This window comes from Streptomyces sp. BL1 (assembly GCF_057628045.1).
The window spans coordinates 3,932,706-3,951,172 of the sequence record NZ_JBXYWZ010000002.1 but is presented as its reverse complement, the minus strand read 5'-3'; the positions used below and the strand labels follow the sequence as shown (position 1 = coordinate 3,951,172).

At 71.9% G+C, this 18,467-nt stretch carries 18 protein-coding genes; 8 read left to right on the top strand and 10 right to left on the bottom strand.

Going from position 1 to position 18,467, the window contains the following annotated elements:
• Nucleotides 1–61 precede the first annotated feature (61 nt).
• Nucleotides 62–457 (bottom strand): GNAT family N-acetyltransferase, encoded by a 396-nt coding sequence (locus AC3AGO_RS17440; protein WP_487824691.1) that lies wholly within the window; start codon nucleotides 455–457, stop codon nucleotides 62–64.
• A 162-nt stretch (nucleotides 458–619) separates the two neighbouring features.
• A complete protein-coding gene (locus tag AC3AGO_RS17435) occupies nucleotides 620–1,069 on the bottom strand; it encodes a MarR family winged helix-turn-helix transcriptional regulator (protein WP_487821135.1) in 450 nt (149 codons plus the stop codon).
• 159 nt (nucleotides 1,070–1,228) lie between these two features.
• Between AC3AGO_RS17435 and AC3AGO_RS17430 the strand changes: the two genes are divergently transcribed.
• The 3 genes from AC3AGO_RS17430 (at nucleotide 1,229) to AC3AGO_RS17420 (ending at nucleotide 4,734) form a co-directional block, all read left to right on the top strand.
• Entirely contained in the window at nucleotides 1,229–1,861 is a 633-nt protein-coding gene (locus AC3AGO_RS17430; RefSeq protein ID WP_487821134.1) for an HAD family hydrolase, read from the top strand.
• Between the two features lie 216 nt (nucleotides 1,862–2,077).
• Nucleotides 2,078–3,511, top strand: a complete 1,434-nt coding sequence (locus tag AC3AGO_RS17425; protein WP_487821133.1) for a globin domain-containing protein — start codon at nucleotides 2,078–2,080, stop codon at nucleotides 3,509–3,511.
• 29 nt (nucleotides 3,512–3,540) lie between these two features.
• Complete coding sequence (locus AC3AGO_RS17420; RefSeq protein ID WP_487821132.1) at nucleotides 3,541–4,734, top strand: pyridoxamine 5'-phosphate oxidase family protein; 1,194 nt, start codon at nucleotides 3,541–3,543, stop codon at nucleotides 4,732–4,734.
• Between the two features lie 39 nt (nucleotides 4,735–4,773).
• Here AC3AGO_RS17420 and AC3AGO_RS17415 read toward each other — a convergent pair whose 3' ends face one another.
• The 3 genes from AC3AGO_RS17415 to thiC form a co-directional block, all read right to left on the bottom strand.
• On the bottom strand, nucleotides 4,774–5,346 hold the full coding sequence (locus tag AC3AGO_RS17415) for an NUDIX domain-containing protein (RefSeq protein ID WP_487821131.1): 573 nt from the start codon (nucleotides 5,344–5,346) through the stop codon (nucleotides 4,774–4,776).
• A 63-nt stretch (nucleotides 5,347–5,409) separates the two neighbouring features.
• The gene (locus AC3AGO_RS17410) at nucleotides 5,410–6,306 is read right to left on the bottom strand and encodes a LysR family transcriptional regulator (RefSeq protein WP_487821130.1); all 897 of its coding nucleotides are present in this window, start codon (nucleotides 6,304–6,306) and stop codon (nucleotides 5,410–5,412) included.
• A gap of 424 nt (nucleotides 6,307–6,730) precedes the next feature.
• Entirely contained in the window at nucleotides 6,731–8,524 is a 1,794-nt protein-coding gene (thiC, locus tag AC3AGO_RS17405) for a phosphomethylpyrimidine synthase ThiC (protein WP_487821129.1), read from the bottom strand.
• A gap of 126 nt (nucleotides 8,525–8,650) precedes the next feature.
• On the opposite strand from thiC, the gene AC3AGO_RS17400 reads away from it, so the two are divergent.
• On the top strand, nucleotides 8,651–10,219 hold the full coding sequence (locus AC3AGO_RS17400) for a YibE/F family protein (protein ID WP_487821128.1): 1,569 nt from the start codon (nucleotides 8,651–8,653) through the stop codon (nucleotides 10,217–10,219).
• Here the strand turns inward: AC3AGO_RS17400 and AC3AGO_RS17395 are convergent.
• Both AC3AGO_RS17395 and AC3AGO_RS17390 read right to left on the bottom strand, forming a co-directional pair.
• Nucleotides 10,179–10,403 carry a DUF5326 family protein gene (locus AC3AGO_RS17395; RefSeq protein ID WP_487821127.1) on the bottom strand — a complete coding sequence of 75 codons (225 nt, stop codon included), beginning with the start codon at nucleotides 10,401–10,403 and terminating at the stop codon, nucleotides 10,179–10,181. The two genes, AC3AGO_RS17400 and AC3AGO_RS17395, sit on opposite strands and share 41 nt — an antisense overlap.
• Before the next feature lie 154 nt (nucleotides 10,404–10,557).
• Nucleotides 10,558–10,875, bottom strand: a complete 318-nt coding sequence (locus AC3AGO_RS17390; RefSeq protein WP_487821126.1) for a cupin domain-containing protein — start codon at nucleotides 10,873–10,875, stop codon at nucleotides 10,558–10,560.
• Between the two features lie 63 nt (nucleotides 10,876–10,938).
• On the opposite strand from AC3AGO_RS17390, the gene AC3AGO_RS17385 reads away from it, so the two are divergent.
• The 4 genes from AC3AGO_RS17385 to AC3AGO_RS17370 all read left to right on the top strand — a co-directional run bounded on the left by AC3AGO_RS17385 (nucleotide 10,939) and on the right by AC3AGO_RS17370 (nucleotide 14,112).
• The gene (locus AC3AGO_RS17385; RefSeq protein WP_487821125.1) at nucleotides 10,939–11,316 is read left to right on the top strand and encodes a phage holin family protein; all 378 of its coding nucleotides are present in this window, start codon (nucleotides 10,939–10,941) and stop codon (nucleotides 11,314–11,316) included.
• A gap of 94 nt (nucleotides 11,317–11,410) precedes the next feature.
• Nucleotides 11,411–11,929, top strand: coding sequence for a low molecular weight protein-tyrosine-phosphatase (locus AC3AGO_RS17380; RefSeq protein WP_487821124.1), 519 nt, complete (start codon nucleotides 11,411–11,413; stop codon nucleotides 11,927–11,929).
• Nucleotides 11,929–12,879, top strand: a complete 951-nt coding sequence (locus AC3AGO_RS17375; RefSeq protein ID WP_487821123.1) for a fructosamine kinase family protein — start codon at nucleotides 11,929–11,931, stop codon at nucleotides 12,877–12,879. Before AC3AGO_RS17380 ends, AC3AGO_RS17375 begins: the two co-directional genes overlap by 1 nt.
• Before the next feature lie 54 nt (nucleotides 12,880–12,933).
• Nucleotides 12,934–14,112 carry a cystathionine gamma-lyase gene (locus AC3AGO_RS17370; RefSeq protein WP_487821122.1) on the top strand — a complete coding sequence of 393 codons (1,179 nt, stop codon included), beginning with the start codon at nucleotides 12,934–12,936 and terminating at the stop codon, nucleotides 14,110–14,112.
• Between the two features lie 55 nt (nucleotides 14,113–14,167).
• Here AC3AGO_RS17370 and AC3AGO_RS17365 read toward each other — a convergent pair whose 3' ends face one another.
• The 3 genes from AC3AGO_RS17365 to AC3AGO_RS17355 all read right to left on the bottom strand — a co-directional run bounded on the left by AC3AGO_RS17365 (nucleotide 14,168) and on the right by AC3AGO_RS17355 (nucleotide 18,237).
• Nucleotides 14,168–15,100, bottom strand: a complete 933-nt coding sequence (locus AC3AGO_RS17365) for a hypothetical protein (RefSeq protein ID WP_487821121.1) — start codon at nucleotides 15,098–15,100, stop codon at nucleotides 14,168–14,170.
• A gap of 216 nt (nucleotides 15,101–15,316) precedes the next feature.
• Entirely contained in the window at nucleotides 15,317–16,414 is a 1,098-nt protein-coding gene (locus tag AC3AGO_RS17360; protein WP_487824690.1) for a metallophosphoesterase, read from the bottom strand.
• Nucleotides 16,415–17,100: 686 nt separating this feature from the next.
• Nucleotides 17,101–18,237 carry a LacI family DNA-binding transcriptional regulator gene (locus tag AC3AGO_RS17355; protein WP_487821120.1) on the bottom strand — a complete coding sequence of 379 codons (1,137 nt, stop codon included), beginning with the start codon at nucleotides 18,235–18,237 and terminating at the stop codon, nucleotides 17,101–17,103.
• Nucleotides 18,238–18,467 lie beyond the last annotated feature (230 nt).

Here is an 18,467-nt window from a genome sequence, read left to right as displayed (position 1 = left end):
CGATTTCGATCATGTGAAGACACGATGGGCCGATGTGTCCAGTCGGCTGTGGCGGTGGGGGTCAGAGGGGGAGTTTGAAGCCCAGGTGGCTGGCTTCGAAGCCGAGGCGTTCGTAGAAGCGGTGGGCGTCGATGCGGGTGGCGTCGGAGGTGAGCTGGAGGAGGGTGCAGCCCTGCCGGCGGGATTCGGCGACGGCCCATTCGATGAGGCGGGTGCCCAGGCCGGTGCCGCGTGCGTCGGCGTGGATGCGGACGGCTTCGAGGAGGGCGCGGGAGGCGCCGCGGCGGGAGAGGCCGGGGATGACGGTGAGCTGGAGGGTGCCGACGACGGTGCCGTGCTGTTCGGCGACCATCAGGTGCTGCTGGGGGTCGGCGGTGATGCGGTCGAACGCGGGGCGGTAGGCGTCCGGTTCGCCGGGGGTTTCGCGGTGGGCGCCGAGGTGGTCGTCGGCGAGCATGGCGACGATGGCGGGGAGGTCGTCGGCGGTGGCGCGGCGCACGGTGAGCGGCGGGGCCGCCCCGTTCCGCGGGGCCGGCGGCGGGGTGTGGGGGGAGGGCGCGGGGCTCATGATCGGCAGCCTACGCCCGGGGTGCGCGCTGCGGTCAGGGCGCGGGCGGGGTCAGGCGGTGGGTTCGAGGGCGCGGACGGCGGCGACCAACGGGCCGAGTTCGGGGCGCTGTTCGGCGGCGTCGAGGGCTTCGCGGAGTGCGGCGTCGTTGGTGGGGCGGGCCGTCTCCAGGAGGGTGCGGCCGGCGTCGGTGACGTCGGTGTAGATGCCGCGCCGGTCGGTGGGGCAGAGGTAGCGGGTGAGGAGGCCGCGTTCTTCGAGCCGGTTGACGAGGCGGGTGGTGGCGCTCTGGCTGAGGACGACGGCGTCGGCGAGCTGGGTCATGCGGAAGTGGCCGCCTTCGCCGCTGTGTTGTGCGCTGAGGACGTCGAGGACGGAGAACTCGCGCACGCTGAGTTCGTGGGCGGCCTGGAGGGCGCGTTCGATGTGGGCCTCGATGCGGCCGTGCAGCGCGGAGAGTGCGCACCAGCCGTGGGCGAGGGCGGGGTCCTCGCGTGTCATGGCGTCCTCCTTCGGGCGGCCGGTTGCGGGGCGGCCTGCGGGACAGGGTAGTGCAGCGGTGCAATTGCCCGCGTCTGCACGGAGGGTGTGGGAGGGGGCGGGTGTGGCGGGTGGGAAGTCGGGTGCGTGGGCCGGGAGGGGGTCTCTAGCATCGGGCGCATGACTCGGCTGCATCTTTTCGACCTTGACGGCACCTTGATCCACGGTTCGACGGCTTCGCTGGAGATTGCCCGGCAGCTCGGTCTGGAGGGTGAGATCCGGGAGTTGGAACGGTCGTTCGGGGCGGGTGAGTTGACGCCTCCGGGATTTGCCGAGCGGGCGTGTGAGCTGTTGCGGGAACTGACGGAGGAGCAGGTTGCCGCGGCTTTCGAGGGGGCTCCGTGGCTTGCCGGGATTCGGGAAGTGTGGGCGGAGGCGCGGGCGCGGGGCGAGCGTTGTGCGGTCATCTCGCTGTCGCCGGATTTCTTTGTGCGGCGGGTACTCGAGTTGGGTGCGGATGCGGCTTACGGATCGCGGTGGCCTGCGGTTCCGTTCCGGGATCCGGTGGATCCCGCGGGGATTCTGTCGCCGGGGTCGAAGGTGGTCATCGCGGAGCGGCTCTGCGGTGAATTCGGGGTGCGGTGGGAGGACTGCGTCGCCTATGGGGACTCCATGTCGGACGTGGACCTCTTCGCGGCCGTACCGGTGTCGGTGGCGGTGAACGCGGATGGTCATGTGAGTGATCTCGCGTCGTACGCATACACCGGTCGTGATCTTCGTGAAGCCTGGGGACTTGTCTGTAACCAGCAGTAATTTGCGGCTCAGTGGCCCTTATCACTGAATTTCCCGGAACCGTGGATGGGTCTTGTGCAGTGGTGCCATAACGGTATGGTCGACTCCGCATCCGACGGTTCGGTAGAGAAATCCGCTCCGGCTCGGGGGAGCCGCAGTGCTGGGGGTCGAATAAGCGCAGCGTTCCGATAGCGGAAGCGTGCGATGTGTCCGGGACAGTTTGAGGCGAGGCGAACGATGACCACGATGTCGTCCGGTACCGGGGGGTCCGCCGACGGCGGCGGCAGCAGTGGGGGCGGCCGGGGCTGGTTCGGCCCGGCGGCGGGTGCGGAGAGCGGCCCGGGAGCCGAGGACGGGTCGGGCATACCCGCGGCCCGTCCGGCGCCGGAGCCGGGGTCGGTGCCTGCGCCCGAGCCGCTGTCGGGGACGTCGCGGGAACCGGAACGGGAGCCGGAGCGCGGTCCGGGGCGTGAGCCGGAGCCGGTGCACGAGCATCCCGCCGGGCTGCCGGTCCGGGCACGGGCTGCGGGCCCTTCGCCGGACGCGGTGCTGATCCGGCGCACGCTGGAGGAGGTCGAGCCGCGGGCCGACGCGGCGACCGCATATTTCTACGCGCTGCTCTTCGTACAGCATCCGCAGCTGCGTGAGCTGTTCCCCACGTCGATGACCGCGCAGCGGGACCGGCTGTTCCAGGCGCTGTTGACGTCGGTGAGCCTGGCCGACGACACGGAGCGGCTGACGTCTTATCTGGCGGCGCTGGGGCGGGGGCACCGCAAGTACGGGACGCGTCCCGAGCACTATCCGGCCGTCGGCGAGTGCCTGTTGGGCGCTCTGGCCCAGTACGCGCCGATGTCGTGGAACGCGGAGACCGAGGCCGCGTGGGTGCGTGCGTACACGCTCATCTCGCAGGTGATGATCGACGCGGCGGCGGAGGACGAGCAGTACGCGCCGGCGTGGTGGAACGCCGAGGTGGTGAGCCACGAGCAGCGCACCGGGGACATCGCGGTGCTCACCGTGCGCCCCGACCAGCCGTACCCGTTCCGCGCCGGGCAGTACACGGGGATCGAGACGCCGTGGTGGCCGCGGGTGTGGCGGCACTATTCGTTCGCGGGGGCGCCGCGCTCCGACGGGCTGCTGACGTTCCATGTGAAGGCGGTGCCGGCGGGCTGGGTCTCCAAGGCGCTGGTGCACCGGGCGCGGCCGGGCGATGTGCTGCGGCTGGGGCCGCCGGCGGGGTCGATGCGGGTCGATCACGCCGCGGACGGCGGGCTGTTGTGTGTCGGCGGGGGTACGGGTATCGCGCCGTTGAAGGCGATGGTCGAGGATGTTGCGGCGCACGGCAGGGCGCGTCCTGTCGAGGTGTTCTACGGGGCGCGCAGCGATCACGATCTGTACGACCTGGAGACGATGCTGGATCTGGAGCGGCGGTTCGGCTGGTTGTCGCTGAGTCCTGTGGTGTCCTACGGTCCGGGCCCTTCCGGTGTGCGGGCGCTGGAGGGTCAACTCCCGGATGCGGTGTGGCAGAAGGGGCCGTGGGAAGGGTACGACGGGTATCTGTCGGGTCCGCCCGGCATGATCCGCAGCGGGGTCGAGGCGCTGCGGGGGTCCGGGATCCCGGCGGACCGGATTTGGCACGATGCGATCGACGAGTTGGTCGCGGCGGGGGACTGACCGCGTACGAGGGAGCAGGAGAGAGCGGCGTGGCTGACGCGGAGGGATGGCCGGAGGCGGGACGGCGGCCGGGCAGCGGCGGGGAGCACGAACTGCAGCGGAGCCTCGGTACGGAGGAGCGTGCCGGCCGGTTCTACGACGAGCAGGTGCTGGACCGGCTGAACGCGCGGATGCGGGAGTTCACGCAGCGGCAGGAGATGTTCTTCCTCGCCACCTCCGACCGGAACGGGGAGTGCGACAGCAGTTTCCGGGCGGGGCCTCCGGGGTTTCTGCGGGTGCTGGACGAGCGGACGGTCGCCTACCCCGAGTACCGGGGCAACGGGGTGCACGCCAGCCTGGGCAACATCCGGGAGAACCCTCATCTGGGCATCCTGCTCATGGACTTCACTCAGGCGCGGATCGGGCTGCACATCAACGGGCGCGCGGAGCTCGTGGAGGACGACGACCTGCGCGCCGTACACCCGGATCTGCCGGTGGAGGACGTGCCGGGGCGGCGTACGCGGCTGTGGGTGCGGGTGACGGTGGAGGAGGCGTACATCCACTGCGCGAAGCACATACCGCACTTTCAGAAGGCGCCGAAGCGGACGGCCCGGGACTGGGGCACGGACGACTACAAGCGCAAGGGCGGCGACTTCTTCGGGACGGCCCGAGAGGCGCAGGAGGCCCGTGCGGAGCGTGAGGCTCTGGCGGAGCGGGAGCGGCAGGAGGCCCGCGCGGCGGAAGAGGCGCGGGAGTTGGAGGAGGCGCGGGCGGCTCAGGCGGCCTGGGAGCGGGACCGGCGGGAGCAGGAGCAGCGGGACCGGCAGGAGCGGGAACGCCGGGAGCAGGAACGCCGGGAGCAGGAGCGCCGGGAGCAGGACAGGCGCGAGCAGGACCAGCGGGAGCGCCGGGAGCGGGAGGCGGCGCAGGCGCGGGAGGCCGTGCAGGCTGCGGAAGCCGCGGAGGCCGTGGAAGCGCGGCGGGAGGAGCGGGCGCCGGTGTACGCCTCTGCCGCGCCCCCTCCCGCGGTGGCGGGCCGGCCCGTGTCGGTGACGGACGACGGGCCCGCGCCGTCCGCGGTGCCTGCGGTGCAGGGGCCTGCGGTGCCGGACGATCCGGCGGCGTGGCGGCTGGAGGCCGAACGGGCGCTGGCCGAGGCGCAGCGGCGCGGCGCGGCGGCCGCGGGCCGGGGGCAGCCCGGCGGTGAGGGCGAACGGGGCGGTTTCCAGGGCTGGTTCGGCTGACCGCTGCCTTGTCCGATGGCCCCTAAGGGTGGCCGCCGGTCAGCCGAGGTCGGGTGCGAGCAGCGCGCGGATGCCCTCGATGTTCGCGTCCAGGTAGGCGCGGAGCGTGGGCGGTACGAGCTGGACCGAGGCGATGCCCTCACGGGTGAAGGGGATGCGGACGGTCTCGTACGTACCGCAGGGTTCCTCGACCTCGGGTCCGTGCCGGCGCTCCGGGTCCATGGAGGCGAGCCGGCAGACGAAGAAGTGCTGGACTTTCGCGCCGTGCCGGGGGTCGTTGGGGAAGCGGGAGTTGTGCACCGTGTCGACGAAGGCGGGGACGATGTCGGTGACTTTCGCGCCGAGTTCCTCGTCGACCTCGCGGTGCAGCGCGTCGACGACGGTGGCGTCCACGCCGGGCTCGACGCCGCCGCCCGGGGTGATCCAGTAGGGGTCGTGTCCGGGCTTGGTCCGTTTGATGAGGAGCATGTCCGGCGGGGTGGTGCTGTGCGGGTCGTCGGCGCCGTCGAGCAGGATGGCGCGGGCGGTGCGCTTGACCACCGTGGCCGGGCCGTGCGGAGGGGGCGCGGTGACCGGGCCGGACGTGTTGACCAGGGGACGCTCTGGGGTCATGGGGGAGGTTTCGCCCGTGGGGCGGGGGATCAAACCCGTCGGCCGGAGGGGGTGCTGTGGTGCTCACCAGTCGGCGGCCGCCCGCAGCAGCCACTCGTGGGCGCGTGCGATGTGCGGGTGGGCGAGTGTGCCGGTGCGTACGGACAGGAAGTACGTGCGCAGGGGCGGTACTGGCGGTTCGTACAGGGTCACGGCGGCGCCGGAGTCGAGGGCCTCGGTGGTGAGGTAGCGGGGCAGGACGGCCATGCCGGCGCCCGCGGTCACGCATTCCAGGACGGCTCGCAGATCGGGGGCGATCACGGCGCCGGAGTGCGCGGGCGCGGTGTCGAAGACGGCGTTCCAGTAGCGGGTGGCGAGCGGCATGGACTCGTGGACGGAGACGAGGGGCACGGTCTCCAGGAGCTGGGGCGCCTTGACGCGGATGACGGCGGGGCCGCCGAGCCGGGCGGCCCAGCGGGGTGCGGCGACGAGGACGTGCTCCTCGTCGCACAGCGGGGTGGCGGTCAGCAGTTCGCCGCGCGGGCGGTGGGTGCTGAGGGCGAGGTCGTAGTGGCCCGCGGCCAGGCCGGCGAGGCTCTCCTCGGCGATGCCGAAGGCGGCGCGCAGCGCCATGCCGCGTTCGACGAGCGGGGCGAGGGCGGGCAGGGCGCGGTGCGAGGTGAATTCCGGCGGGCCCGTCAGGTGCAGGGTGCGGGCCGCGGGTTCCTCGTCGGGGTCGCTCTCGACGATCTCGGTGAGGGCGTCCAGGTGCGGGGCGACCTTGTGGGCGAGCTCCATGCCGACGGTGGTCGGGGTGACGCCCCGGGCCCGGCGGTGGAAGAGGGGACGGCCCAACTGCCGTTCCAGCGTGCGGATCTGCACGGTGACGGCGGGCTGGGACAGCCCGAGGAGAGCGGCGGCACGGGTGAACGAGCCGGCCCGGTGCACGGCGAGGAAGGTGCGCAGCAGTGCCAGGTCCATGGGGCCTCCGTGCCCGGATCGCGGCTTCGGTGGCGCTGGCACAACGATAAATATCGCGATAGGTCCATGTCGATACAGTGATTGGACACTGACCGAGGGTCAACTAGCCTTATACGCACGGTTCTTCGCGCGTTGAGCCGTGGGCGGTTCGAGGCACGTGGGGGGAGTCCCGAACCGCTTCGCGCGCACACGGGGATGACGGAGGTCCGGCAGCACGGCGGGGGGCCGTGCTGCCGGACCTCCGGTGCGTGCGGCCCGGGGGCGGGGAAACGGGCGGGCCCGGAGCCGCCGCGCGAGGCGGCGGCTCCGGGCCCGTTCTGCCTGGTGGCAGGCCGTGGTGCGTTGTGCGGCGGGCCTGCCGTACGGGGCCCGCTGGCTTGTCGTACGGCGAGCCTGTCGTACGGCCCGCCTGTCGTACGGCGGGTCAGTCCGCCATGGGGAGGTAGACCTTGTTGCCGGCCGCGGCGAACTCCTCGGACTTGGCGAGCATCCCGGCCCTGACCTCCTCCTCGCTCAGCGTGCCGTCCTCGTCCGAGCCGAACTGCTCCGTGATGCTGTGACTGATCTTCATGGAGCAGAACTTCGGGCCGCACATGGAGCAGAAGTGCGCCGTCTTGGCGGGTTCGGCCGGCAGCGTCGCGTCGTGGTACTCCCGCGCGGTGTCCGGGTCGAGGGCCAGATTGAACTGGTCCTCCCAGCGGAACTCGAAGCGGGCGTCCGACAGCGCGTCGTCCCAGTCCTGGGCGCCGGGGTGACCCTTCGCGAGGTCCGCCGCATGCGCGGCGATCTTGTACGTGATGACGCCGGTCTTCACGTCGTCCCGGTCCGGGAGACCCAGGTGCTCCTTGGGCGTGACGTAGCAGAGCATCGCCGTGCCCCACCAGCCGATCATCGCGGCGCCGATACCGGACGTGATGTGGTCGTACGCCGGGGCGATGTCGGTGGTCAGCGGGCCGAGCGTGTAGAACGGCGCTTCCTCGCAGACCTCCTGCTGACGGTCGACGTTCTCCTTGATCTTGTGCATGGGTACGTGGCCCGGGCCCTCGATCATGGTCTGTACGTCGTGCGCCTTGGCGATCCTGTTGAGTTCGCCGAGGGTGTCCAGCTCCGCCATCTGCGCCTCGTCGTTGGCGTCCGCGATGGAGCCCGGGCGCAGGCCGTCACCGAGCGAGAAGGTGACGTCGTAGGAGCGGAGGATCTCGCAGAGCTCCGAGAAGTGGGTGTAGAGGAAGCTCTCCTGATGGTGTGCCAGACACCAGGCCGCCATGATCGAGCCGCCGCGCGAGACGATGCCGGTCTTGCGGCGCGCGGTGAGCGGCACATAGCGGAGCAGCACGCCCGCGTGCACGGTCATGTAGTCCACGCCCTGCTCGCACTGCTCGATGACGGTGTCCTTGTACACCTCCCAACTGAGCTTCTCCGCCTGCCCGTCGACCTTCTCCAGGGCCTGGTAGAGGGGGACGGTGCCGATGGGGACGGGGGAGTTGCGGAGCACCCATTCGCGGGTGGTGTGGATGTTGCGGCCGGTGGAGAGGTCCATGACCGTGTCGGTGCCCCAGCGGGTCGCCCAGGTCATCTTCTCCACCTCCTCCTCGATGGAGGAGGTGACGGCGGAGTTGCCGATGTTGGCGTTGACCTTCACCAGGAAGTTCTTGCCGATGATCATCGGCTCGATCTCCGGGTGGTTGACGTTGGCGGGCAGTACGGCCCGGCCGGCCGCGATCTCGTCGCGGACGAATTCGGGCGAGCACTGCTCGCGGACCGCCACGTACTCCATCTCCGGGGTGACCACGCCGCGCTTGGCGTAGGCCAGTTGGGAGACGGCGAGGCCGTCCCGGCCCCTGCGGGGCTGGCGGGGGCGGCCGGGGAAGACCGCGTCCAGGTTCTTCAGGCCGCCGCGTGGTGAGGTGTGCTTCAGGCCGTCGTCCTCGGGCCGCAGTTCACGGCCGGAGTATTCCTCGGTGTCGCCTCGCTCGATGATCCAGTTCTGTCGCAGCGGGGTGAGCCCGCGGCGGACGTCGGTTTCGATCTGGGGGTCGGTGTACGGGCCGGACGTGTCGTACAGCGTCACGTCTTTCCCGTTGGTGAGGTGCACCTGGCGGACGGGCACCCGGATGTCCGGGCGCGAACCGCTCACGTAGCCCTTGTGCCAGCCGATTTGACGGGTTTCACCCGTTTCGGAGGCATTCTGGGGCGTGCGTGCATCCTGCGTGGCCATGTGACCCACTCCCTACGCCGGCATTACCCGGTAACAGGTTCTGCGGTCGACGCAGCCTTCCCCGCCGCCCAGTTGGGCGATTGCGGAGGTCAGCGCCCTCTCAGCCCCGTGCTCGGAGCTCCCGCGATGTGCAAAGACGAAAGCCACGCTAGCGGCACACGGGGTGGGCTGAACAGGGGGCCCCGCCGTTCTTGCGATGATCGGGCGGTGACTCCGACACCTGAGCGCTCCCCGCACGGCCATCCCCCGGGCCATGCCCCCCACGGCTCGCCCGGCGGCGCGCACGGACACTCGCACGCCCACGGCCACGCTCCGGCCGCCCCCGTCTCCCGGCATCTGCGGAAAGTCATCGCCGCGGTGCTGATCCCCTTCGCCGTCGCCGTCCTCACCGGGCTGGCGGTGCTGTGGCCGGGCGGCCTCCCGGCGCACCAGCAGCACACCGGCGTCGGCTTCGACCGGCCCACCTTCCCCGCCCAGGTCACCAAGCTGGTGCAGGTCAACTGCGCGGACGTCAACGCGGCACAGCAGGCCCCCGCCCAACAGCCCGGCCAGGCCGCTCCGCCGGGGCAGGCGGGACAGCCCGGACAGCAGCCGGGGCAGGGCAAGGGCAAGGACTGCCAGAAGGCGACCGTGAAGGTCACCGGGGGGAAGGACACGGGGCACACCTTCACCGAGGTCATCACCCCGGACGCCACCCGTAAGTTCACCGCGGGGCAGAAAGTGGTGGTCGCCTACGCGGAGAAGGCGCCCCGCGAACTGCAGTACAGCGTCATCGACGTGGACCGCGACGTGCCCCTCATGCTGCTCGCGGGGATCTTCGCGCTCGCCGTGGTCGTGGTCGGACGGATGCGCGGCGTCCTGGCCCTGGTCGGGCTGGCGGTGAGCTTCGCCGTGCTCTCGCTGTTCATCCTGCCGGCGATCCTGCAGGGCTCGAATCCCCTGCTGGTCGCGGTCGTCGGAGGCAGCGCGATCATGCTGGCCACGCTCTATCTGTGCCACGGACTGTCGGCCCGGACGTCCGTGGCGGTACTCGGCACCCTCACCTCACTGCTGCTGATCGGGCTGCTCGGCTCACTGTTCATCGACTGGGCGCAGCTGACCGGCAATACGGACGACCAGACCGGCCTGGTGCACGGGCTCTATCCGAACATCGAGATCCGGGGTCTGCTGCTGGCCGGGGTCATCATCGGCTCGCTGGGCGTACTCGACGATGTGACGGTCACCCAGACCGCCGCCGTCTGGGAGCTGAAGGAGGCCGATCCGACGGCGAGTTGGCGGAAGGTCTACGGGGCCGCGATGCGGATCGGGCGGGACCACATCGCCTCGGTGGTGAACACCCTGGTGCTCGCCTACGCCGGTGCGGCCCTGCCGCTGCTGCTGCTGTTCTCCATCGCGCGCAGCAGCGTCTCCATGGTCGCGACCAGCGAGGTGGTGGCCGAGGAGATCGTCCGCACCCTTGTCGGCTCGATCGGTCTGGTCGCCTCGGTGCCGGTGACGACGCTGCTGGCCGCGCTGGTCGTCTCCGCCGACCGCCGGAAGACCCCGGAGCCGGCAGCGGATCCCGCTCAGCCCCCGGGCACCCCGGCCGCCCCCGGACACCCGGCCGGCCCGGGTGCGGGCCCGGGCGGCGGCCCGGCCCAGCAGCCGGCGCCCGTCACCAGTCGCCGCGGCGGGAAGAGGAGGAAGCCGAAGTGAACTTCCGCACCAGGAAGACGAGACCGCCGACGAGGGCGACGAACAGGAGGATCTTCACCAGCAGTCCGACGAGGAAGCCGACCAGGCTGCCGATCAGGCCGCCGAACACCACCAGCGCGATCACCGGTATGGCGATCCACTTCACCCACCACGGCAGGTCGCTCAGAATGCCCTTGCTGTCCATGTGCTCTCCTCGGAATGCCTCGGAACGGTTGCCCTCTGCCGTCGATGCTAGGGAACCCCGGGCCGCGCCGGGAGGGGGATCAGCCCCAGTCCGTCCCTGACCGGACCCCTACACAACCCTGAGGTCATCGGGGGTGCGACCCGGACCCGCGGGGTCAGCCCTCCGGAGGAGAGAAGATCACCACGACCCGCAGATCCTCCGAGATGTGGTGGAACTTGTGCGGCGTCCTGGCCGGTACGTGGACGACGCTGCCCCGGGCGACGCTCGTGGTCTCCTCGCCGACCGTGAGCCAGCCGCGGCCGCTGACGACGAGGTAGATCTCGTCCTGGTGGTGCGGCTGCTGCGGATCGACGGTGCCCGCGTTCAGCGCGTACAGCCCGGCGGACATGTGACGCTCCCGCAGAAACTGCAGATACGCACCGTCGTTGGCGGAGCGCTCCGCTTCCAGTTCCTCGAGTCTGAACGCCTTCACCGGTCCCCCACTGCTGTGCCCCGCCCTTGTGCCCTGGACTGTCTTTCCTGCGACGATCGCAGCATGACGAATTTTCTCATCAAAACCATCGCCAACGCCGCGGCTCTCGCCGTGGCCGTCTGGCTGGTCGGTGACATCACGCTGCACGGCGGCAGTTTCGGCCAGCGGACGCTCACCGTGATTCTCGTCGCCCTGATCTTCGGGCTCGTCAATGTCGTGGTCAAGCCGATCGTGCAACTGTTCTCGCTGCCGCTGCTGCTCCTCACGCTCGGCCTCTTCACGCTCGTGATCAACGCGTTGATGCTGATGCTGACCTCGTGGCTGTCCGACAAGGTGGATCTCAGCTTCCACGTGGAGGGCTTCTGGGCCGCGGTGCTCGGCGGACTGATCATCTCGATCGTCTCCTGGGCCCTGAACATGATCCTTCCCGAGCGGGACTGACCCGCGGGCCCGGACCGGACCCCCACCGCGGGACCGGTACGGGACCCGCCCCGCGTTCCGCCTTCCGTAACCCTCCTCGCGCAGGATGGAGAGCATGTACAGCGTCTGTTTCGTCTGCACCGGAAACATCTGCCGCTCCCCGATGGCCGAGGCCGTGTTCCGCGCCCGGGTCGAGGACGCCGGCCTGGACGGCCTCGTCGAGACCTCCAGCGCGGGCACCGGCAGCTGGCACATCGGCGACCCCGCCGACCCGCGCACCAGCGCGGTGCTCGGCGCCGCCGGCTACGAACTCACCCACACCGCCAGCAGGTTCGGGCCCGAGGACTTCGCCCGCCACGACCTCGTGATCGCCCTCGACCAGGGCCACGAGCGGGAACTGCGCGGCATGGCCCGTACCCCGCAGGACGCCGCGAAGGTGCGGCTGCTGCGCTCGTACGACCCCGACGCGTCCGCCGACGACCGCTGGGGCCTGGAGGTCCCGGACCCCTACTACGGCGGCACCCAGGGCTTCGACGAGTGCCTGGAACTCGTCGAGTCGGCGGTGCCTGGCCTCGTCGCCGAGGTCGCGGCCGAGCTGGAGGAGCGCGAACAGCTCACCGAGGAGCCCGGCTGATGACTGCCGGGTCCGGCGGGATCGCCGAACGGGTGGCCCGGCTGGCCGGAGCCGAACGGAGCACCGGCGCCCGCCCGGTGAGCGGCGGCGACATCTGCGACGCGTACGTCGTCGGACTGCGCGGCGGAACGGACCGGGCGGCGGCCGCGGGCGGCCGGGACGCGGACGGTGAGGTCCGCGTGTTCGCCAAGACCCGGCACGACGCGGCGCCGGACTTCTTCGCCGCGGAGTCCGCCGGGCTCGCCCGGCTCGGCGCCACGGGGGCCGTCGCCGTGCCCGAAGTCCTCGCCGCCGGGCAGGACGTGCTCGTACTGGAGTGGATCGAGCCCGGCGCGCCCACGGCGGACCAGGCCGAACGGCTCGGCCGGGACCTCGCCGCGCTGCACGACAGCCCGGCGGAATCGTATGGAACGCCCGGACTGCCCTGCTATCTGGGCCCGTTGCCGCTGCCCTCGCCCGAGGAGCCCGTCACCGAGGCGGCGGACTGGCCCGCCTTCCACGCCACGTACCGGCTGCTGCCGTTCCTGCGCCGTGCCGCCGACAACCGCGCGATCTCCGCCGGGGACGCCCGCGACGTGGAGCGGCTCTGCGAGGACCTGGACGCCGGCGGCGCGGACCTCGCGGGGCCGCCGCAGCCGCCCGCCGTCATCCACGGCGACCTGTGGGCCGGCAATGTGCACTGGGCCGCCGACGGCCGCGCCCGGCTCATCGACCCCGCGGCGCAGGGCGGCCACCCCGAGACGGACCTCGCGCTCCTCCAGCTGTTCGGGACGCCGCAGCTCTCCCGTATCCTCGCCGCGTACGACGAGGTGCGCCCGGTGCCGGGGCGGGCCGAGCGCGTTCCCCTCCACCAGCTGCAGCATCTGCTGCTGCACGCTGCCCTGTTCGGATCCGGCTACGGAACGCAGTGCGGATCCGCGGCACGGTCGGCGCGGGCTGCACTGGGCTGAACCACCGGCCCCGGCCGACGGGCCGGGCACGAACGGACTGTGAGCGTGAGCGAGATGAGCAGCGAGAACCCCGCCGGCACGAGCGGGCCCGCACAGGGGCGTACGGGAGCGGACAGCGACGCGACGCGGGTCGTGCGCGCCGGGCTGCCCGAGGAGGAGGCGTACGCCCCGCCGCTCCCCGGGCCCGTGTTCGCCGCGCACTACCACCTGCCGGGCGACCCCGCGGGCGCCCCGTACGCCTACGGCCGGGACTCCAACCCGACCTGGACGGGGCTGGAGAGCGCCATCGGCGAGCTGGAGGCGCCCGGCACGGACGACGTGGAGACGGTCACGTTCGCCTCCGGCATGGGCGCGATCTCGGCGGTGCTGCTGTCGCAGGCGAAGCCGGGGCAGGCCGTCGTGCTGCCGAACGACGGCTACAACCTGCTCATTCCGCTGCGCGAACGCCTGGAGGGCTTCGGCGTCGAGGTGCGCACCGCGCCGACCGGGGGCGACGCGCAGCTCGACGTCCTCGACGGGGCCTCCCTGCTGTGGATCGAGTCGCCGTCCAACCCCGGGCTCGACGTGTGCGACATCCGGCGGCTCGCGGACGCGGCGCACGAGCGGGGCGCGCTCGTCGCCGTCGACAACACACTGGCCACGCCGCTCGGGCAGCGGCCGCTGGAGCTGGGCGCGGACTTCGCCGTCGCCAGCGGTACGAAGGCGCTCACCGGGCACGGCGACGTCCTGCTCGGCTATGTCGCCTGCCGCAACGCGGAGTTGGCGGCCTCGGTGCGGCACTGGCGGAAGATCGTGGGCGCGATCCCCGGCCCGATGGAGGCATGGCTCGCGCACCGCTCCCTGGCGACGCTGGACATCCGTACGCAGCGGCAGGCGTCCAACGCGCTCGCCGTCGCCGAGGCGCTGCTGGAGCGGCCCGAGGTGACCGGCGTACGGCACCCCGGGCTGCCCGGCGACCCGTCGCACGCCCAAGCGGTGCGCCAGATGCGGCGGTTCGGCTGCGTGGTGTCCTTCACGCTCCCGGACAAGGGCTTCGCGGAACGGTTCCTCGCCGCGCTGCGGCTGGTCGACGACGCGACGAGCTTCGGCGGCGTGCGGTCCACCGCGGAGCGGCGGGGGCGCTGGGGCGGTGACGCGGTGGCCGAGGGCTTCATCCGGCTCTCGGTCGGCGCGGAGTCGCCGGCGGACCTGGTGGCGGACGTCAACCGGGCGCTGGACGCGGCGAAGGGCTGAACGCCGCGGGTTGGGGCGGAGCCGCACATCGTCCGCAGCCGCCGCCCCCCGGACGTCAGTCCGGTTGGTGGTCTGGGCCGCCGTAGTCGGGGCTGGAGAAGTCGGGGCTGGAGAAGCGCGGCCGGGCGCCCTCCGACTCCGACGCGGTACGGCTGGAGAAGTCCGGGTGGGAGTAGCCCAGCCGCGGCGTGCGCTGCCGGCTCGCGCCCTCGTCCGGTACGTACGCCACGGGGGCCTGGCCGCCCGGGCCCTGGGGATCGGCGAGGGCCTCCCGCAGGAACGGGACGATGCCGCGTTCCATCAGCGCCTCCCGCCACGCGGCGCGGGCCTCGACGACCAGGGAGGCCGGGCCGTCGTCTCCCGCGCCCTCGTGGGCGCCCCGTGGTGCCCGTATCGAACTCGCCCCGTTCCGCAGGGCGGTGAAGATGAGCCCGAACATGGCGACCACGACCCCGGCCAGGGCCAGCAGCGCGAAGATCCAGCCGATGCTGCGCATGGGCGCCGCCACCGCGGGCTCGGGCGTCATGATGTGCAGCAGATAGCCGAGCAGCAGGAAGATCACCGCGGCGGTGCCGGCCAGCACCGGCGCGAGCACCGAGACGATCGCGACCAGTCCGGCGCCGGTGGTCTCGACGAAGCCCTCGCCCATCGCGCCCGCCAGACCGCCGACACCGCCCCCGCGTTCAGCGCTCTGCTCGGCTGCTTCGCCCGTACTCCCGTTCTCCGCCGGGCTGTTGGCGTCCGGCAGCACGACGGGACGCCGGGCGTCCTCGCGCAGCCGCACGAACTCCTCGTACTCCGTGGCGGCGCAGGCGGCTATCGCCGTCGCCGCGCTCAGGGCCATCGTGCGCAGCTGTTCGGTGTTCAGCCGCCGGCCTATGGCGGCCAGGTCGGGCCGGTGGTGTGCGGTACGCAGAGCCTCGTCGAGGACCCGCTCGAACTCGGGCCGGTCCTCGAGCAGCAGATGCGGAGCGCTGTTCATGTGCATCCCCCGATGCTCCGTAGGGCCTGGGTGGGCCGGTCGACGGGCGGGGCGGTGTCACGACAGGCGTCAGGTGCCCGTCGTGGCAGAACCGATGGTAGAGGGCTTCCGGCACTCCGTGACAGGTGAATTCAGCAATTCGGTCTCCCCCCGCCGTCTCTCCTGGGCCCCCGCCCCGCCCGCCCCATCCGTGCGTCTGTGGGACGCCTGCCCCCGAACCTGTTATTCAGCCAGGGGAAGTTGGGTGACAAGGAGTTTTCCGGCCATGGTCACTCCGCCGTCCATGGCGATGGCGAGACCGTCCGCGTAGACCATGGGGCCCGTGACATCGGGCGGGGTCTCCTCGCCGTTCTCGTCCTCGCTGCCGACCTGCCCGAGGAGGTACGGGATGGGGCTGTGGCCGTGCACGATCCGCTCCCCGCCGAAGGCGGCCAGCAGCTCGCGCGCCGTACCGGCGCCGGCGCCCTCGTCGCGGAAGGCGAAGCGTTTGGTGAACTTCCGGAACAGGTCCCAGGTTTCGTCCGCGTCGTTGCGCTGGAGGGCCTCGGTCAGCGCGTCGTTGACGGCGTCGATGGTGTCGCCGTAGTCCAGGTAGCAGGTGGCGTCCGAGTGCACCAGCAGATGGCCGTCGGCGAGCGCCATGGCGTCGAGCCGGGACATCCACTGCAGATGGTGGTCCTCGAGCCGGTCCATGTCGGTGCGCTGGCCGCCGTTGAGCAGCCAGGCCGCCTGGAAGGACGCGGTGCCCGCGCCGGAGTGGACGGGGGTGTCGCCGAAGCGCTTCGCGCCCAGCAGCAGCAGTTCGTGATTGCCCATCAGGGCCTTGCAGTAGCCGCCGGCGGCGGCCGCCTCGGCGGACAGGCGCATCACCAGGTCGATGACGCCGATGCCGTCCGGGCCGCGGTCGGTGAAGTCGCCGAGGAACCACAGCCGCGCGGTGCCGGCGATCCAGTGGTCCTCCGCGTCGATGAGCCCGGCCTCGCGGAGTGCGGCGCGCAGTTCGTCGAGATAGCCGTGCACGTCGCCGACGACGAACAGCGGGCCCTCGCTCTCCTCGTCGTCGGCCACGGGCTGCGGTACGTCGACGAGGGTCGGCTCGCGGTCCGCGCCCGTGTCGCCGAGGACGGGGAGATCGCGCTGGGTCGGGGTGTACTCCGCGTCCGGCGGCGGCTGTTCGGCCGGATCCGGTACGGGCTCCGGCTCGGTCGCGGCCTGCGGAACGAGTCCGGTCTCCGCCTCGGGCCCTGCCTGCGGGAGGAGTTCGGGCCCCGCCTGCGGAAGGAGTTCCGTCTCCGCTTCGCTCGCGGCCTGCGGGAGCAGCTCCGTCTCCGCCTCGGGCTCCGCGTGCGGGAGGAGTTCCGGCCCGGCCCCGATCCGCGGGATGAGCTGCGCCTCCTGCCCGTCCGCGACTCCCGGGCCGCCCCCGGCCTGCGGGGCGTCCCCGGCGTGCGACAGGAGCTGCGTCTCCGCTTCCGGCGCCGTGCGGGGGACGCGCTGCGTCTCCGGTTCCGTACGGGGCGGCTGCAGGACGGGCCACGGCTCGCGTCGCGGGGGCCGCTGCGCGGACGGCGTCCCCTCCCGCGTCCCGGTGTGCTGCTGCGCCTCGTTCCGCTCCTCGTCCCGCGGTGCGGCGTGCTCCGGCGCCGGCTCTTCCGGCCCGGACTGCTGCTGCGGAACGCCGTTCCGTGCGGCGGGCCGCAGTACGGGCATGGCCTGCGGATGTCCCGAGCCGGTCCCGGCGGTCGTCCGCAGTCCGCCGTGCCGTACGTCGGGTCCCTGACCGGCCCCCTGAGTCATCGACCCCTCCACCATCACGCGCCGCCGTGCACCTGCCGGGCTGTCGCTGGTCGGAAGCGGGCCCCGGTGTCGTTCGCCCATCATAGGAATGCCGGTCGCGGCTTGTGACGCACCTGGGGGGTGGCAATTGCGGCCGGGCCCCCTCGGGGCATGCATTTCTCCTGTTTTCTGTGCTTCCCCGTGAGGGTGGGGCGTCCGGAGGCGGGTGGTCAGTCCGAGGGAGGGGGCGTACGGGGCGCGTTGACCGTCGCGCGGGCGGGCGACCGCTGCGACGACGTACGGACGATGAGGTCGGTGGGCATGACCTGTTGGGTGGGGTGGCCCTGGTCGATTCCCTCGATGGCGTCGGTGAGGAGCTGGATGACGGTGTTGCCGATCCGGCCGGGCTTCAGGGAGAGCGTGGTGATGGGCGGTTCGGTCGTGGCGTACACGCTGGATTCGCTGCAGCAGACCAGCAGCAGGTCCTCGGGCACCCGCAGGCCGTACCGGCGGGCGGCGGCGAGCAGGTCGGTGCCGTTCGGGTCGAAGAGGCCGTAGACCGCGTCGGGCCGGTCGGGGCGGGCGAGCAGCCGGTCGGCGGCGACGGCACCGGCGCACGGGTCGTGGGCGGGATAGGACTCGTACACCGGGTCCTGGCCCATGCGTTCGCACCACTGGAGGTAGGCGGTGGTGGACAGGCGCGTGTACGTGTCCGTGCTGGTCCCGGTGAGCAGTCCGATCCGGCGGGCGCCGGAGGCGGCGAGGTGGTCGAGGAGTCCGCACACGGCGGCCTCGTGGTCGTTGTCCACCCAGGCGGTGACGGGCAGCTTGCCGCTGGGCCGTCCGTCGGAGACCACCGGCAGCCCGGAGCGCACCAGTTCGGTCACGACCGGGTCCTCGTCGGAGGGGTCGATGACGACGGTGCCGTCCAGGGCGACGTTGCCCCACACGTCGAAGGGGCTGTGCCGGGAGGTGGCGGGCAGGATGACCAGGGCGTACCCACGGGCGAGCGCGGCGGACGTGGCGGCGCGCACCATCTCCGCGAAGTAGGCGAACTCCGTGAAGGTGAACGGTTCTTCGCCGTACGTGGTGACCGTCAGCCCGATGAGTCCCGATTTCCCGGTGCGCAGCGTGCGGGCGGCGGCCGAGGGGCGGTACCCGAGGCGTTCGGCCACTTCGCGGACGTGCCGGCGGGTGGCGTCGGGCAGGCGGCCCTTGCCGTTGAGGGCGTCGGAGACAGTCGTGATGGAGACGCCGGCCGCTGCGGCGACATCGCGGATGCCCGCGCGCCCGTTCAGCCGGCTCCCCCCGCGCCTGCCGGGGGACGGCGGTGTCTGGCCCAGCTGATGCTTCTCTACTGCTGTCATGGCGACCCGATCGTAGGCCCGCGGGAGAACCACGGTGGCCACGGGTCGGCGCCCCCGGGAAGGTACGTTTCTGCATCAGTAACCCGGTACAACGACCATGGAAACCTTGGTAGTTGGGGGTTTTCGCGGGTGCGGCGGCCGGTGGATCGGTGGTCGTTCCCGAGGGAACGGAGAGCGGAAGAAGCGGTCTCAAGTCACCTTCACGAGGGACGCGCGCCACCGCTTTCGCT